Source organism: Nocardia jinanensis, from assembly GCF_014645735.1.
Classification (GTDB): Bacteria; Actinomycetota; Actinomycetes; order Mycobacteriales; family Mycobacteriaceae; genus Nocardia; species Nocardia jinanensis.
Genome location: NZ_BMMH01000005.1, coordinates 137,810 through 152,940 on the forward strand (window position 1 = coordinate 137,810; position 15,131 = coordinate 152,940).

Annotated in this window: 12 protein-coding genes; 2 read left to right on the plus strand and 10 right to left on the minus strand. The window is 66.9% G+C overall.

Going from position 1 to position 15,131, the window contains the following annotated elements; genetic code table 11:
* Positions 1-336: 336 nt before the first annotated feature.
* Positions 337-1,032: a hypothetical protein gene (locus IEY68_RS14020; protein WP_062997783.1), complete on the plus strand. Its 696-nt coding sequence runs from the start codon at positions 337-339 to the stop codon at positions 1,030-1,032.
* 111 nt (positions 1,033-1,143) lie between these two features.
* Here IEY68_RS14020 and IEY68_RS14025 read toward each other — a convergent pair whose 3' ends face one another.
* The 3 genes from IEY68_RS14025 to IEY68_RS14035 are packed head-to-tail and all read right to left on the minus strand — an operon-like array spanning position 1,144 to position 5,813.
* The gene (locus IEY68_RS14025) at positions 1,144-3,378 is read right to left on the minus strand and encodes a CaiB/BaiF CoA-transferase family protein (protein ID WP_189094262.1); all 2,235 of its coding nucleotides are present in this window, start codon (positions 3,376-3,378) and stop codon (positions 1,144-1,146) included.
* 54 nt (positions 3,379-3,432) lie between these two features.
* Positions 3,433-4,716, minus strand: a complete 1,284-nt coding sequence (locus tag IEY68_RS14030) for an acyl-CoA dehydrogenase family protein (protein WP_062997779.1) — start codon at positions 4,714-4,716, stop codon at positions 3,433-3,435.
* Positions 4,717-4,766: 50 nt separating this feature from the next.
* Complete coding sequence (locus IEY68_RS14035) at positions 4,767-5,813, minus strand: phosphotransferase family protein (protein ID WP_062997777.1); 1,047 nt, start codon at positions 5,811-5,813, stop codon at positions 4,767-4,769.
* A 92-nt stretch (positions 5,814-5,905) separates the two neighbouring features.
* Between IEY68_RS14035 and IEY68_RS14040 the strand changes: the two genes are divergently transcribed.
* A complete protein-coding gene (locus IEY68_RS14040) occupies positions 5,906-6,916 on the plus strand; it encodes an NADPH:quinone oxidoreductase family protein (RefSeq protein ID WP_229718771.1) in 1,011 nt (336 codons plus the stop codon).
* A gap of 72 nt (positions 6,917-6,988) precedes the next feature.
* Here the strand turns inward: IEY68_RS14040 and curA are convergent, their stop codons facing one another.
* From curA to IEY68_RS14075, 7 genes are all read right to left on the minus strand, one after another.
* The gene (gene curA / locus IEY68_RS14045; RefSeq protein WP_062997775.1) at positions 6,989-8,002 is read right to left on the minus strand and encodes an NADPH-dependent curcumin/dihydrocurcumin reductase; all 1,014 of its coding nucleotides are present in this window, start codon (positions 8,000-8,002) and stop codon (positions 6,989-6,991) included.
* Positions 8,003-8,077: 75 nt separating this feature from the next.
* Positions 8,078-9,331, minus strand: a complete 1,254-nt coding sequence (locus IEY68_RS14050; RefSeq protein WP_062997773.1) for an amidohydrolase family protein — start codon at positions 9,329-9,331, stop codon at positions 8,078-8,080.
* Positions 9,332-9,421: 90 nt separating this feature from the next.
* Positions 9,422-10,555 (minus strand): acyl-CoA dehydrogenase family protein, encoded by a 1,134-nt coding sequence (locus tag IEY68_RS14055; protein ID WP_062997771.1) that lies wholly within the window; start codon positions 10,553-10,555, stop codon positions 9,422-9,424.
* Position 10,556: 1 nt separating this feature from the next.
* Positions 10,557-11,753, minus strand: a complete 1,197-nt coding sequence (locus IEY68_RS14060; RefSeq protein ID WP_062997769.1) for an acyl-CoA dehydrogenase family protein — start codon at positions 11,751-11,753, stop codon at positions 10,557-10,559.
* Positions 11,754-11,929: 176 nt separating this feature from the next.
* Positions 11,930-12,721, minus strand: coding sequence for a meso-2,3-butanediol dehydrogenase (gene budC / locus IEY68_RS14065; protein ID WP_062997767.1), 792 nt, complete (start codon positions 12,719-12,721; stop codon positions 11,930-11,932).
* Positions 12,722-12,734: 13 nt separating this feature from the next.
* Positions 12,735-14,336, minus strand: coding sequence for an AMP-binding protein (locus IEY68_RS14070; RefSeq protein WP_063916253.1), 1,602 nt, complete (start codon positions 14,334-14,336; stop codon positions 12,735-12,737).
* 33 nt (positions 14,337-14,369) lie between these two features.
* Positions 14,370-15,131, minus strand: a complete 762-nt coding sequence (locus IEY68_RS14075) for a crotonase/enoyl-CoA hydratase family protein (protein ID WP_062997765.1) — start codon at positions 15,129-15,131, stop codon at positions 14,370-14,372.

The window sequence follows — 15,131 nt, forward strand, 5'->3', positions numbered from 1 at the left end:
CGTTCGAGGTCAGCGCGAGATCGCGCGACACTGCGGCCAGTATAGCAAACAGTACCCTGATATATAGGACGTATCGTTCGCATCCGGTATACCGGAACCCCGTGGGCAACAGCACACGATTCGACCCTCTCCGCTTCCATACCAGTTCCGGGGAGTGGATTTCACGCCATGGGTTGACTCCACATTGCCCCGGCGACGACAATAGATCGAGAGCAAAGAGGACACTCAACCGATACCAATGCCGACGACTGATTCCTCTCCACCTCGCGCCCCTTCCCGCGTTCGACGAGCGAGCAAGCGATTCCTTGCCCGCCACCAGCACTAGGAGTTCCCGCGATGAGCACCACTATCGTGTCGGGCAGCACCGTGATGAACGATGTGAACGAATTCGTCTCGGACTCCGGCACGCGATACCGCATCGGTAATGTCTTCGGCAATGTCGGTGAGCGTGCGGCGGGGCCCCAGGTTTTCCTGGTCGACCAGCTCGAAGGCGCCACGGGCGCGCATTTCCACCGGGTCCCCCAGTTCCAATTCTTCGTCGACGGTGCAGGCTCTTTCGGCAAGAAGCCGATCCGGCTGGTCACCATGCATTACGCAGACCCGTGGTCACCGTACGGCCCCATCGAATCCGCCGAGAACGGGATCAAGTACTTCACGGCCCGGGCCGCGGCCGATGTCGGCGCCTTCTACATGCCCGGCGCGCGGAAGAAGAAGGAAGGCAAGTCCGGTCGCCAGGTCACGGCGGTACTCGACGCGGAACCCACCGCCGAGGGCACCTGGTTGATCGAACCGCAACCCGATGGTGTGGCCTGCCTCGACATCTGGCTCGCCGAGGGCAGGACGCTGCCGGCCCACCGCCTCGGCGGTACGGCGCGTCTTGCCCTCTGCCTGGAAGGCAACCTCCGGTCGGAAGAGGCAGATTTCCCGCCGCTGTCGTGGATTTCGGTGGACGTGGACGACCTCGCCACCATCACGGCCGGCGCCGGCGGTGCGCGGGTCGTGGTGATGGACTTTCCGCATCAGCCCGAATAGCCCGCGGCCCGCTGCAGTTCCGGGCGGGGAATCCTGGAACTGCAGCGGCCGGCACACGTACCCATGACGCTGCACCCGTTCCCACCGATCGGGTGCAGCGTCATGATTGCGTCATTGCCCTCCGGCCGACTGTTCCCGGCCGAGTTCGGCAAGTATCTCCGCGGTGTGGTCGCCCGGTTCGGTAGAGGCCGATTCCCGCGGGATTCCCGATGACCATGTCGCGAAACCGCGGACGACTGCCATCCGTCCATGTCGGTGATGCCGTACTACATGACCGAACCCGTTGGCCCGCAGGTACTCGTCCCACATTTCCCCCTCCCGATCCAGGACGGGGCAAGCCGGAACCCCGTGGCGCACCGCGGTCGCGATCGCTTCCTGCACAGTGAGCGCTTCGAGCAGCGCTCCGATCTCGGCAGGATCCCTCTGCGCGCTGTTGCTCAGCGCCGCGACCATCGCCACGACCCGATCGCGTTGATCGCAGGCCAATGCCACCCAGCCGTCGCGGCATAGATGGTATCGGCGGCCCGGATGCGGACCGGGAAAATCCACCGCGCCGGTCAAGTGGTCCGGGTGGCCGGGGTACTCGGTGAACTGGTCGAACTGCGCGAACGTCGCCGTCTGCGCCAACGAGGTATGGACTCGTTGCCCCAGACCGTGCCCCGAAAACCGGGCGTACAACGCGGCGGCGATACCCAGCGCGCTCAACGCGCCGGTGCCGGTGTCGTGTACAGCGACATTGGTGACGATCGGTGCACTCGCGCCGCCCTGTGCGACCGCGAGACCGCTCAGGCACTGGAACACGGGATCGAAACCGGGCAGATCGGCCGCGTCACCGGTGGACCCGAATGCCGACACCGAACAATGCACCAGCGCGGGGTTGGCTTTCTCCAGCGATTCCGCCGACAGACCCAGACGTTCCAGCCGGCCCGGACGCAGATTCTCCACGAGCACATCGGCCTGTGCCGCCAGCGCCCGGAACGTCTCGCGATCGGTCTCCCGGCGCAGATCGAGCGCGACCGATCGTTTCCGCTGATTGACGGCGAGATAGGAGATCGAATACGTGCGGTAGGGATCCCCCGCCGGGGGCTCGACCTTGACCACATCCGCACCGTGTTGTGCGAGAAATGCTGTCGTACTCGGTCCGGCCAGGAACGACGAGAGGTCGACGACCCGGATACCGTGCAGCGGCAGCCGATCCGGCGATGCCGTCTCGCGCGCGGGCGCGGCGTCCGGCGGCCGGGTGCCGGCCCGCCCCGAGGTGGCCTCGCCGCCGGCGAACGAGCCGACCGCACCCGGGTCGCGCGATAACCGCACCGGAAGATCGGGCATCGTCATATCACCGAACGACGGGTGCGCGCGGGTTACCAGCCCACCGTTTCCTGCCACGATGTTCCCGCCCGCCCACTGCTCGCGGGTTGCCGCGGGTGCGCACGGGACCTGCGCGTCCTGCAGCAGCGCAAGCCAGTGCGCACGCGGCTGCGTCCGGAAATGATCCTGCAGCACGGCACCCACCACCGCGCCCGCCTCCGGCACCTGGATCCGCGCGGGGTCCCCTGCTATCTCCGGGATCAGCAGCAGGTCGAGCCGATCGAGGCCATCGAGCGCGCGCACGAACCCTTCGGGGGTCAACGCCGCGAGGAAGAACCACAGCTCGTCGCCGGCCTGATACATACGCCACGAGGGTGTCGGCTGGGTGGCCTTGCCGGGGTTGAACACCTCCTCGTCGAGACCTTCGAGCATCATCGTGACCATCAGCGCCGCCACGGCGTGCAAACCGCTCACCACCGCGCCGCGGCCGGCACCGTCGCGGGCCCGCCCCACCAACCCCGCGACCGCCGCGGTCGCACCCAGTGCGCCCTGTACGGGGGCGACCAGATCGATGACCGAAGCGACCGGGCGATCCTCGATCGACGGCTGATGGGCGGCGATCCCGCTCAGTGCGGCGAGGAGCAGCGGATCGGGGGGCAGGCTGTCCGACCACTCCCCGGTCGTTCCATACGGCGGCATCCACAGATGCACGAGGTCCGGCGCCACCGGCCGCACCGCCGCCTCGCCCAGGCTCCGGCGCGCCAGCTCTCCCGGCGCCCGGTCACTGAGAAAGATATCCGCGCTCGCCAGCAGTCCGCTCAGGGCAGTGCAGTCCACGACCGGCACGGAAACCTCGCGCTTGCCCCGCCGATACGCGGGGTTGCCAACGGGCAGGTCCTCGTCGGCGCCGGCAATCCGAGTGACGTCTGCTCCCAGATCCGCCAGGAGCATTCCGGCCATTCGCGCCGCGGGTGTCAGCGCGTCCTCGACGATGCGTACTCCGCGCAGCGGGCCGCGTACTTCATCGGTGTCGGTCATCATCTCACTCCGTCTCTGTGGGAGCGCGCCGTCGGGTACGCCTGCTGACAGACATCAGTCCAGCAGATCGCCGTAGAGCGCGTGGGCCTCCGCCAACCGATTACTACGCATCTCACTCGGCCACAATCCCTCGACGGCCTTGTAATCGCGCAGCAGCGCCTTCGCCAGGTTCACCTTGTGTACCTCGGTCGGGCCGTCGGCGAGGCCGAGTGTCATACCCGAGGTCCACATGCGCGCGAGCGGAAGTTCCGCGGTCAGGCCCAGTCCGCCGTGCAGCTGGATAGTGCGATGGACGGCATCGGTGACCAGTTTCGGGGTCGCGATCTTCAATGCGGCGATTTCCTTGCGTGCGGCGTCACCGCCCTGGGTCTCGATGATCCAGGCCGTGTAGAGCACCGCCATCCGGAACTGCAGGAGTTCGGTGTAGGAGTCGGCGAGAAACCCCTGCACGAACTGCTTGTCCGCGAGCACCCCCGGGGCTGTCTTGCGACTCAACGCACGCTCGGCCGCCATATCGAGCAGGCGCCGGCAGTAGCCGATCGCCCGCATGGCGTGATGGATACGCCCACCGGCCAATCGTGACTGCGCGACACCGAACCCATTGCCGGGATCGCCGAGCATCGCGTCGAGTGGCACCCGGACATCGGTGTACCGCACCAGACCGTGGCCGGCGGCGCCGGGCGCGTGGCCGTAGATCTGGTGGTTCTCCTCGATGACGATTCCCTCGGTCTCCCGCGGCACCAGGAACATCGAGGTGCCCTTCTGCACCGGTACGTCCGGGTCGGTCAACGCCATCACGATGAGGAACGACGCGGTCGAGACATTCGAGGAGAAGTACTTCAGCCCGTTGATCACCCACTCGTCGCCCGCACGTACCGCCCGGGTGGTGAAGACCCGGGGATCGGCCCCGCCCTGTGGTTCGGTCATCGAGAAGCACGAGAAGATCTCACCCGACAGCAACGGCTCCAGGTAGCGATCCTTCTGTTCCGGTGTGCCGAAACGGGCCAGGATTTCGGCATTGCCGGTATCGGGCGCCATGGTTCCGAAGACGACCGACGCCCAGGTGCCCGCACGACCGAGAATCTCGTTGATCAAGGTCAATTTGACCGCACCGAAGCCCTGTCCGCCGAGTTCCGGGTCGAGGTGGGGTGCCCACAGACCGTGGTCGCGGACCTCCTGTTTGAGCGGGTCGACAATGCGTCGCCGTTCCGGCGTGAGGGGCTGGAATTCCAGATCGGGGAAGAGGGCCTCGAGCGGCACCACCTTTTCCTCGACGAAAACCTCGGCCCAGTCCAGCTTCCGCTGGAATTCCGGATCGGTGGAGAAATCCCATGCCATGACGAGCTCCCTGCTGCCGGTTGTTCGATGAAAGAAGGGGACGCGGGTGATCAGCGCAGTGTGGTGGACGCGCTGAGCGATGCCGCCTTGCGCAGAAGTTCGGGCGGCATCGGGCCGAAACGGGCCACCCGATCGTCCGCCGTGCCCGAGACGAACCTCGCGACACTGGATTCCAGGATGATCCCGAGTTTGAACCGCGCGAGCACCACGTAATAGTCGATATCGGTGACATCTCGGCCGCTGACCGTCGCGTAGTGCTCGAGCAGATCGTCGCGCGCGGGCAGCCCCGCGTAGTCGAGGTAGCGCAGATGCTCCATATCGTCACCCTCGGGCCCCCAGGCCAGCAGTGCCCAGCCCAGATCGAGCAGCGGATCGCCGACGGTGGTCATCTCCCAGTCGATGATCGCGGCCAGCTTCGGCTCGGACCCGGGAGCGAACATCACGTTCGCGAATTGATAGTCGCCGTGCATGATTCCCGGGGCCGAGGCGCGGGGCCGGTTGTTCCGCAGCCAGTCGGCGGCCTCGTCGACCCCGGGAAGGTCACGGAATTGGAAGGTGGACAGGTGTTTCAGCCACCGGTCCACCTGGCGATCGAGGAATCCATCCGGTTTGCCGAACGATCCGAGCCCGCGCGCCTGCCAGTCGACCGTGGACAACCGCGCGATTCCGTCGACGAGTTCGACGGCGAGCCCGGCCCGCGCCGTGAGATCGGTATCGAACGGGGCGGCCCATCCCTGGGTCGGGCTCCAGCCCTCGACGAAATCCATCACGTAGAAGGGTGTGCCGAGCACGGAATCATCGGCGCTCACCCCGCGCAGCCGGGCGTGCGGCACATCGCTGTCGGCGAGTGCCCGCAGCAACTGCGCCTCGCGCATCAGCGCCTTCGCGCGGCCGTCCACTCCGTAGGCGGGCGGACGCCGGAGCGCGTATCGCCGACCGCCGCGGTCGAGTTCGTGCAATTCGTTCTGCGAGCCCCCGGCGAGGGTACGGGTGCGCACCCGATCGCCGGCGCCGGGGAAGCCCTGCTCATCCATCCATCGGCTCAGCGCGTCGATGTCCAGGTCTGCCGCGCCGGTTCCGGCCACATCCTCTGCCATACCAAGTAATGTAATTTCTAGTTTAGAAAAATACAATTACTCAAACCGGGCTCGATCTTTTGGTCTCGTCGCTCTACACCCCGGAAGGCGCCATGGAAACCCCCCAGGACACGACCCCGGTACCGCCGACGATGCGCGTCGCCCGCGCACACCACGCCGGTGAGCCCGCCGTTCTCGGCACCGACACCGTCGCCACACCCATCCCGGGCCCCGGGGAGGTCCTGGTCCGCGTCCACGCCGCGGCCGCCAATTTTCCGGACGCGCTGATGGTCGCGAACCGCTACCAGGTGGCCACGAATTACCCGTTCGTCCCGGGATACGAGGCCGCCGGAGTGATCGCCGCCCGCGGAAACGGCAGTACCGCATATTCTCTCGGCGATCGCGTCGCGGTACTCGCCGCGGACTGTTTCGCGGAGTACGTCGTGGCTCCCGAAACAGCGCTGACCCCGGTACCCGCCGCGGTCGACCTCGAATCCGCCGCCGCGGTGTTCGTCTGTCACCTGACCGCGTACCACGCCCTGCGCTCGGTGGCGGGTGTCCGCCCCGGCGAGACGCTCCTCGTCTTGGGAGCGGGCGGCGGCGTCGGGCTCGCGGCGGTCGAACTCGGCACCCACCTCGGGGCCCGGGTCATCGCGGCGGCATCATCGCAGGACAAGCTGGCGGCGGCCCGGACCCGCGGTGCGGTGCATACCGTCGATTACGGCAGCGGCGAATTGCGCGAACGAATTCGCGGCGCTGTCGGGAAATCCGCCGTCGATGTGGTGATCGATCCTGTGGGCGGCGCCCTCGCCGAACCCGCGCTGCGCGAGATGGCATGGGGCGGCCGTTTCGTCACGATCGGCTACGCCAGCGGCACCATTCCCCGCATCCCACTCAACCTGGTTCTGCTCAAGGGAATAACCCTGTCCGGGTTCGAGATACGGACATTCGCACAGCGTGATCCGGAACGCGACCGGCGCGACCGGCAGGAGTTCCTCGAACTATGGGCCTCCGGCGCGGTCACACCGCTACTGCACCGCCGCTACCGGCTCGACGAGGCCGGTGCGGCGCTGGCCGAGGTCGCGCAGCGCCGGGCCGTGGGAAAGGTGCTCGTCATACCGTGATCCGATATCGGCGGCGCCATGAACGAGGATGCGCGGGATGCCGTCCCCGCGGCACCCCGCGCACGCGGGCCGTCACATCCGGACGACCGTTTTCCCCAGGTTCTCGCCGCGCAGCATCCCGATGAATGCTGCCGGCGCGTTCTCGAGCCCGTCGGTGATGTCCTCGCGGTAGACGAACCGGCCGTCCTGTATCCAGCTGCTCATATCCTTGACGAACTGCTTGTACAACTCGCCCACGAACTCGGTCATCGCGAACGCCCGGACGGTCCCGTGTACCTCCAGCAGCCGGTCGAGGAAACCCGGGAGCCGATCGGTACCCGGCGCCTCGGTGGCGTTGTACTGTGCGACGAGCCCGCACAGCGGGATGCGGCAGAACTCGTTGAGCCGGGGAAGCACCGCGTCCAGCACTGCACCACCGACATTCTCGAAGTACACGTCGATACCGTCGGGTACCGCGGCGGCCAGACGACGCGCGAAGTCCGGGTCACGGTGATCGACCGCCGCGTCGAATCCGAGATCGTCGATGAGATGCGCGCATTTACGCGGTCCGCCGGCGATTCCGACCACCCGCGCCCCCGCCATCCGCGCGACCTGCCCCACCGTGGAACCGACCGGTCCCGTCGCCGCCGCCACCACGACCGTCTCCCCCGGCTGGGGAGCGCCGATCTTCACGAGACCGGCATATCCGGTGAAGCCCGGCATCCCGAGAACACCGAGTGCGGTGGCCGAGGGCATCGCGGTGACATCGAGGGCGCGCACGGCCCGCGCGTCGGCGACCGAGTACTGCCGCCAACCGGCGCCATTCGTGACGAGGTCGCCGGGACGAAAGTCCGGGGTCCGGGACTTGACGACCTCGCAGATCGTCCCGCCCGGCATGAGCCGGCCGGGGCGGACGGCCCGGGGATCCGTATCGCCCCGGTCGATCCGGCGGCGCATATACGGATCCAGCGAGAGATAGATCGTCCGCAACAGGACCTGCCCGTCCCCCGGCACGGGCATCGCGACCTCCTCGAACCGGAAATCGGCGGGCCTGGGCTCACCGACCGGATGGTCGGCCAGAACTATTCGGTGATTACCGGAAGACATCGGAGCTGCAATCCCTTTCTCTGGACCAAAGGTCCGGAGAAAACGGCCGCGCCGTTCCCCCGGCCCTCGTCGATGTCACTTTCCGGTGGCGAACCGCGAATTCTCCGGTATGGGCATACCCATCAGCTCATACGAATTACGGCCCATGATCATCGGAATCTTCTCCGGCCGCACACCTTCGAGATAGGCCAGGTAGTTCAACGGCGCCTCCAGGCCCTCCGGATGCGGATAGTCCGAACCGAAAATGATCCGCGAGGGATCCACGACAGTGGACAGAACCTCCACATCACCTTCCCAGAACGGGTTGATCCACCAATTCCGGCGGAATACCTCGACCGGGTGCTCCGGGCACAGCTGCGGCATTTTCGAGTATGCCGATTCGAAGCGGTGCAGCAGCGGCACCAGCCAGTCGCTGCCGTTCTCGAGCGAGGCGAACCGGATCCCCGGGAAACGGGTGCACACGCCGTGCAGGATCAAGGCCGAGACCATATCCTCGATATCGCGGTGGCCCAGCGTCACATACTTGAACGGCGACCGTTCGAACGCGCTGTTGGTTCGCGCGTTCTCCCACTGCTCGACATAGTCGATCAGCGGCTGCATGGCGGCGTGGATGATCACCGGGACGCCGGACTCTTCGACCCGTTTCCAGAAGGGGTCGAATTCCGGCAGACCCGGCGACCGGTATCCCCGCAGGCCCTTGACCGGCGCCGGCCGGATCAGGATGGCCTTCGCACCCCGTTCGAGCACCCAGTCGAGTTCGGCGACAGCCTCGTCCACCATGGCCAATGCGATCACCGGTGTCGTGAAGATCCGGCCCTTGTAGTCGAACGACCACACCTCGTCGATCCACTGATTGAGCGAATGGATCACCGCGTGCACCAGATCCGGGTCGTCGACCGCCGACTGCTCCACCAGATTGGCCAAGGTCGGATATACCAGGGCCGTATCGACGTGCTGTTGATCCATGACCTCCAGCCGCGGGCCCGGCTCCCGGAAAGCCGGGATGGCGTCGATCGGATCACCGGTCATCTGGCGCAACGACAGACCTTCGGTGTTCTTGCCCGCGTAGTACAGCTCGTGCGCGCCCGGCCGCGCCACCCGATCGAACGTCGGGTTCGGAATGTAGTTGGTGACGTGATTGTTGACCGACAGGCGAATCCGGCCGCCGCCGACGTCCACATACTGCAGGGCGCGTTCGTACTTTTTCGGGAGATACTTCAGCAGCGCCTCACGCGGTTCGTACAGATGTGAATCGGAGTCGAAGACCGGATACGGCAGGTCGAAGGTGCCCTTCGCCTCGGTCGTCTCGTCGTGGTCCACCATGGTCATCGCGCAACCTCTTTCGGGATCGAATCATTTATCAAGGGGAATATTTCGGCTGCCGGGTCGACGAGCTCACCTCGTACCGGTACCACCGCCTCAGCCGTGGATTTCGACGGTGTCGTACGACCCGATTCGAGCGGACAGCACGCAGAGATGCTCTTCGGAGCCACCGAGTGTGTGCTCGATGGAGGTCAGGCGCATCACGTGATGCCCTACCGGATACTCCGCGGTGAGGCCGATTCCGCCGTGCATCTGTATCGCCTCGCGGCCGATATGGCGGGCCGACCGGTTCACCACCAGCTTGGCCCGCGAGGCGATGACCGGATCCACCACACCGTCGGCGAGTGACATCGTGATGTACAAGCTCATGCTGCGCGCCAGTTCCAGGCGTACGTACATATCGGCGGCTCGGTGCGTCAGCGTCTGGAAGGTCGACAGCGGGACACCGAATTGTTTGCGGGAGCCGAGATGGGCGCAGGTCAGCCGGAGGATCTCGTCCATCGCGCCCACCGCCTCGGCACAGAGCGCGCCCACGCGGCGGACCTCCGCCGCCGTGATCGCGGCCGCGGCAGCGTCACCGGAGGTGAGCAGTTCGGCCTGGGCACCCTGGAAGTCCAGCTGCGCACCGCGGCCGCCGTCGGGAGTACGGAACGGTGTGCGGGTGACGCCCGAGATCTGCGTACCCACGAGGAACAGCCCGGTTTCGCCGCCCGGTAGTGACGCGCTCACCACCAGTAGATCGGCGCAGTCGCCGCGCAGAACGGGATTCTTACATCCGGTGAGTGTCCACCCGGTGCCGTGCCCGTCCGCCTTCGTCGACAAGGCGGTGGACGGCCAGCGCACACCGGGTTCGTCGTGGGCATACGCGAGCAGCAGTGTTCCCGCGGCGAGGTCCGGGATCAGCCGGCGGCGCTGCTGCACGGACCCGGTTTCGGCGAGGACGCCACCCGGGACATAGACCGAGTCGAGCAGCGGCTCGGGAGCGAGACTGCGGCCGACCTCGTTCAGCACGGCCATGACCTCGACCGGACCGGCGCCCATTCCGCCGTCGGCCTCGGCGAACGGCAGGCCCGTCAGGCCCATCTCGGCCATTGCCGACCACGTGCCCCGATCCCAGCCGCTCGCGGAGGCGAGGACAGTGTTGCGCTTGCCGACGTCGTAGCGACTGACCAGGAGATCGCGGGCGGCGTCCTGCAGCATGCGCTGTTCGTCGCTCAGTTCGAAGTCCATCTCAGGCCCCCAATCCGAGGATCGAGGAGGCGATGATGGTGCGCTGTACTTCGCTCGAACCGCTGTAGATGGACACCTTGCGGTGGTTCAGGAACGCGGGCGCCGCGGCGCGGGCCCAGGCCGGGCTCGCGATACCGTCGTCGACGGGGTCGGGCGTGCCGTAGACGAGCGAATCGAGCGCGGCGATATCCATCTCGATTTCGGTGACTGCCTGCATCAGTTCCGATCCACGCAATTTCAGCAACGAAGACGCCGGGTTGGGCTTGCCATCGGCCGAACTGGCGACGACGCGCAGCAGAGTCAGCTCGAGCGCGAGCAGCTCGGTTTCCGTTTCGGCGATCCGCGCCGCGAAGAGTGGATCCTCCAGCAGGGGACGGGCATTCCCGCCGAGGGTGCGGGCCGCGTGCTGTTTGGTCCGGGCCAGCTGCGCGGCGGTGTGCCCGGCCCGCGTGACACTGGTCCGTTCGTTCCCGAGCAAGAACTTCGCCATCGTCCAGCCGTTGTTCTCCGCACCGATGAGGTTCTCGGCGGGCACCCGTACGTCTTCGAAGAAGACCTCGTTGCATTCGTGGCCGCCGTCGACGAAATCGATCCGCCGCACCGTGATCCCCGGCGTGTCCATCGGCATGACCAGGAAGGAGATACCCGCCTGCTTCTTGACGGCCGACGGATCCGTGCGAACCAGGCAGAAGATCCAGTCGGCATGGTGCGCCAGCGTCGTCCAGATCTTCTGGCCGTTCACGATATAGCTGTCACCGTCGCGGACTGCGGTCGTGCGCAGCGAGGCCAGATCCGATCCGGCCTCCGGTTCGGAGAACCCCTGGCACCACCAGATATCGAGGTTCGCCGTGGCCGGGAGAAACCGCTTCTTCTGCTCCTCGTTGCCGAACTCCGCGATCACCGGGCCGACCATGGAGACGTTGAAGCCGAGCGGCTCGGGGATGGACATGCGCTGCATGGTGTCGGCCCAGATATGCCGTTGAACGGACGTCCACTCCTTGCCGCCCCATTCGACCGGCCACGACGGCGTCGCCAGCCCGTGCGAGTTGAGTATCCTCTGAACGATTCTGAAATCGGACGGCACGACATCACCGCCGCGGCCGTACCGTTCCCGGATCTCCGCCGGGATCTCCGTCGCGAGGAATTCCCGGGCCCACGCCCGGAACTCCTGTTCCGCCACGGTATATGCCAGATTCATCCACTCACCTCGGTCCGTTCGACAATGGAGATCGAATCTCCGCGCGGCTGCGACACCCACGGAGTTCTTCCGTTAATGAGGATACTCATTAACACCTAGCAGCGCCAGACCTCACCCATCGAACATCGATACCGGGACCCGCACGCCCGCGCATCCGGGGTGGTCCCGCGGCGAACTCAGCGCTGGGCGGCCGCCACGATGGCGGGTACGTTCGGCTCACCGGTCCACGCGGTGAGGCCACCGTCCACGACGAGGTTGTGACCATTGACGAACGACGCATCGTCGGAAGCGAGAAAAGCCACCGCGGCGGCGATCTCCGCGGGAGTGCCCTGGCGCCCGGCCGGAATGACCGCCCGGTAGGCATCGTCCAACGCCGGCAGGCTCATCGCGGCCTTGCCGTTGTTGGTGGGCCCGGGGCACACCGCATTGACGCGGATACCCTCACCGCCGTGTTCGACCGCGAGGTACCGGGTCAGATTGACCACGCCGCCTTTGGCCGCGTAGTAGGGGGCGAGCCCCTTCGCGCCACCGAATCCGGAGATGGACGCGGTATTGACCACGCTTCCGCCGGTCCGGCGCAGATGCGGGAGGGCCGCGCGCACACCGTAGAACACCGAGTTCAGATCCACATCGATCACCCGGTGCCACTGCTCGGGGGTGATCGTCTCCACCGTTCCGAACAGGGCGAAGCCGGCATTGTTGACCAGCGTATCCAGCCGCCCGAATATCGCGATCGCCGCATCGACCATCGCCTGCACCGATTCGGCGTCCGAGACATCGGTCCGGTGCGCCGCGAGGCGGTCGGTATCGCCGGACCGGCCGGCGACGAAACGGTCGAGTCCGTCGGCATCGATATCGGCGACGAGCACCGAGGCACCCTCCTCGAGGAAGCGCGCACTGATCGCCGCGCCGATTCCGCCCGCGGCACCGGTCACGATGACGGCCTTTCCAGCGAACCGTGCGGTCATATCGTCTCCTCCATCACGTTGTCATCCCTTTCCTGAATCCGCTCGTCCCCGGGACAGCGCCGGACTCCCCGGTCCGAGATCCGGCCGAGGCTCGCAGCGAGCGCTTATCGATCTTTCCCATGGCATTGCGCGGGAGCGCGTCGGCGAACACCACCGTGCGGGGGCATTTGTAACCCGCGAGACGTTCGCGGCAATACGCCCGCACGGCCGCCGAATCCAGCCCGGTACCACCCGGCCGGCGCACCACCACGGCATGCACCGACTCGCCGAATTCACTGTCGGGTACCGCGATCACCGCGGCATCCGCGATCGCGGGGTGGCCCAGTAGGATCTCCTCCACCTCGGCCGGATACACATTGACCCCACCGGTCACGATCAGATCGGTCGCCCGATCGGTGAGGTGGACATAGCCGTCCGCGTCGACGAAACCGATCTCGCCGAGGGTGAACACGCCGGGCCGCAGGTGCGCCGCCGCCGTCTTGACCGGGTCGTCCAGGTAGGCGATACCCGTTCCGGTCGGATCCTCGAAGTACAGCAAGCCGGACTCGCCCGCGGCCAGCTCGTTCCCGCGGTCGTCGACAGCGAAGGCGCTGCGGAACGCGGCGGTGACCCGCCCCACGCTCCCCGGGTGCGCCAGCCATTCATCGCTGGTAATGGTGCAGACCGTGCCGGATTCGGTGGCGCCGTACGCTTCCAGGAACACCGGGCCCCACCACCGGATCATCGCCCTCTTCACCTCGACCGGACAGCGCGACCCGGTGTGACCGACCCGCACCAGCGAGTCGAGTACATACCGGCGCTTCACATCCCCGGGGAGGTCCAGTAATCGGCGGAAGTGGGTGGGGACCATGATCGAGGTCGCGACAGAATATTGCTCGATGGCCGCGAGCGTGCCCACGGCGTCGAACTTCTCCTGGACGACCACCGGTTGACCCGCGGCGAGCAGCCCGATGGCGGTCAGCGGACCGGTGTGGGAGAGCGGTCCGACGACCAGATGCACTCCGTCCTGTGCCATCGGCTGGGCACGCAACGCAGCCAGATGCTCGCCGAGCGAGAGGCTCCCGGACCGCCGGCCACCGAGTTCGACCGCCTTGGGTGAGCCGGTGGTACCCGAGGTGTACATCACCGTCGGTCCGACGAGACGGTCGTCACCGGGGCGGCCGGCCGGGCTCGCGGCGAGCCGGTGTTCCCAGTGCACCAGTTCGATTCCGGTCGGATCGGAACCGGCCGGGGTTCCGTCGATCCCCCAGACGATCACCGTGCCCACGCCGGCGGATCGCGCCGCGTCGAATGCGCGTTCCGCCGTTTCCGGGCCGGCGAACAGGGCGGCCGCTCCGCTGTCCCGGAGCAGCCGCGCCACCTCCGGTGCCGTCAGGTGCGAATTGATCACCACAGCCGATACCCCGGCATGCAGGATGCCCAGGTGAGTGAGGACGAGTTCGGCGCAGTTGGCGGCGAATACGGCGACGCGGCGGCGGCTTCCCAGGGCGATCGAATCGAGGGCGTGGACCAATCGGTCGACGGTTTCGTCCACCTCCGGCCAGGTGAGTGCGCGGTGGCTGTCCCGCAACGCGATCTCGTCCGGCCGAACGGCCGCACACTCTTCCAGGTACATCGCCACGGTGATTCTCCTGTACCGCTCTGCGGATCAACGGCCCTGCCAGACCGGCGGGCGTTTCTCGGCGAAGGCCTTCGCGCCTTCCGCGGCGTCGCGGGAATCGAAAACCGGTCGCAGGATCGCGCGCTGGCGATCGAAGGCTTCGGCGTCGGACCAGTCGCCACTCCGGACGATGATCTCCTTGGTCGCGGCCACCGCCAGCGGCCCGTTCGCGGTGATCGTCTCGGCCAGTTCCAGCGCCACGGTGAGCGCCGCGCCCTCCGCGGTGAGCCGGTTCACCAGACCGTATCGGTGCGCCTGTTCCGCGGTGAAGTGCGCGCCCGTGAGCGCGAGTTCCATGGCGACCTGATAGGGGATTCGCTTGGGCAGGCGCAACAGCCCGCCACCCCCGGCCACGAGTCCCCGCGCGACTTCCGGAATACCGAAGCGCGCGCTCTCCGACGCCACCACCAGATCACAGGCGAGGACGAGTTCGGTGCCGCCGGCCAAAGCGAAACCCTCGACGGCCGCGATGATCGGTTTACGCGGCGGGGTCTCGGTGAATCCGAGGCCCCGGCCTTCGACCGCCACCTTCTCCCCGCGGACGAATGCCTTGAGATCCATTCCGGCGCAGAAGTTTCCACCCGCGCCGGTGAGCACTGCCAGCGAGAGGTCGGCAGCGGAGTCGAGTTCGTCGACAGCCTCGGCCAGCCGGTGGCTGACCGCCGCATTGATCGCGTTGCGGGCCGCCGGGCGGTTGAGGGTGATCACCATGACGCGACCGCGCCGTTCGACCAGGACTTCCTCCGACAT

What these genes read in the sequence shown, in the direction of transcription:
- IEY68_RS14020 (WP_062997783.1), top strand. Translation starts at nt 337, where the DNA reads ATGAGCACCACTATCGTGTCGGGCAGCACCGTGATGAACGATGTGAAC.
- IEY68_RS14025 (WP_189094262.1), bottom strand. Translation starts at nt 3,378, where the DNA reads ATGACCGACACCGATGAAGTACGCGGCCCGCTGCGCGGAGTACGCATC.
- IEY68_RS14030 (WP_062997779.1), bottom strand. Translation starts at nt 4,716, where the DNA reads ATGGCATGGGATTTCTCCACCGATCCGGAATTCCAGCGGAAGCTGGAC.
- IEY68_RS14035 (WP_062997777.1), bottom strand. Translation starts at nt 5,813, where the DNA reads ATGGCAGAGGATGTGGCCGGAACCGGCGCGGCAGACCTGGACATCGAC.
- IEY68_RS14040 (WP_229718771.1), top strand. Translation starts at nt 5,906, where the DNA reads ATGGAAACCCCCCAGGACACGACCCCGGTACCGCCGACGATGCGCGTC.
- curA (WP_062997775.1), bottom strand. Translation starts at nt 8,002, where the DNA reads ATGTCTTCCGGTAATCACCGAATAGTTCTGGCCGACCATCCGGTCGGT.
- IEY68_RS14050 (WP_062997773.1), bottom strand. Translation starts at nt 9,331, where the DNA reads ATGACCATGGTGGACCACGACGAGACGACCGAGGCGAAGGGCACCTTC.
- IEY68_RS14055 (WP_062997771.1), bottom strand. Translation starts at nt 10,555, where the DNA reads ATGGACTTCGAACTGAGCGACGAACAGCGCATGCTGCAGGACGCCGCC.
- IEY68_RS14060 (WP_062997769.1), bottom strand. Translation starts at nt 11,753, where the DNA reads ATGAATCTGGCATATACCGTGGCGGAACAGGAGTTCCGGGCGTGGGCC.
- budC (WP_062997767.1), bottom strand. Translation starts at nt 12,721, where the DNA reads ATGACCGCACGGTTCGCTGGAAAGGCCGTCATCGTGACCGGTGCCGCG.
- IEY68_RS14070 (WP_063916253.1), bottom strand. Translation starts at nt 14,336, where the DNA reads ATGTACCTGGAAGAGTGTGCGGCCGTTCGGCCGGACGAGATCGCGTTG.
- IEY68_RS14075 (WP_062997765.1), bottom strand. Translation starts at nt 15,131, where the DNA reads ATGTCGGAGGAAGTCCTGGTCGAACGGCGCGGTCGCGTCATGGTGATC.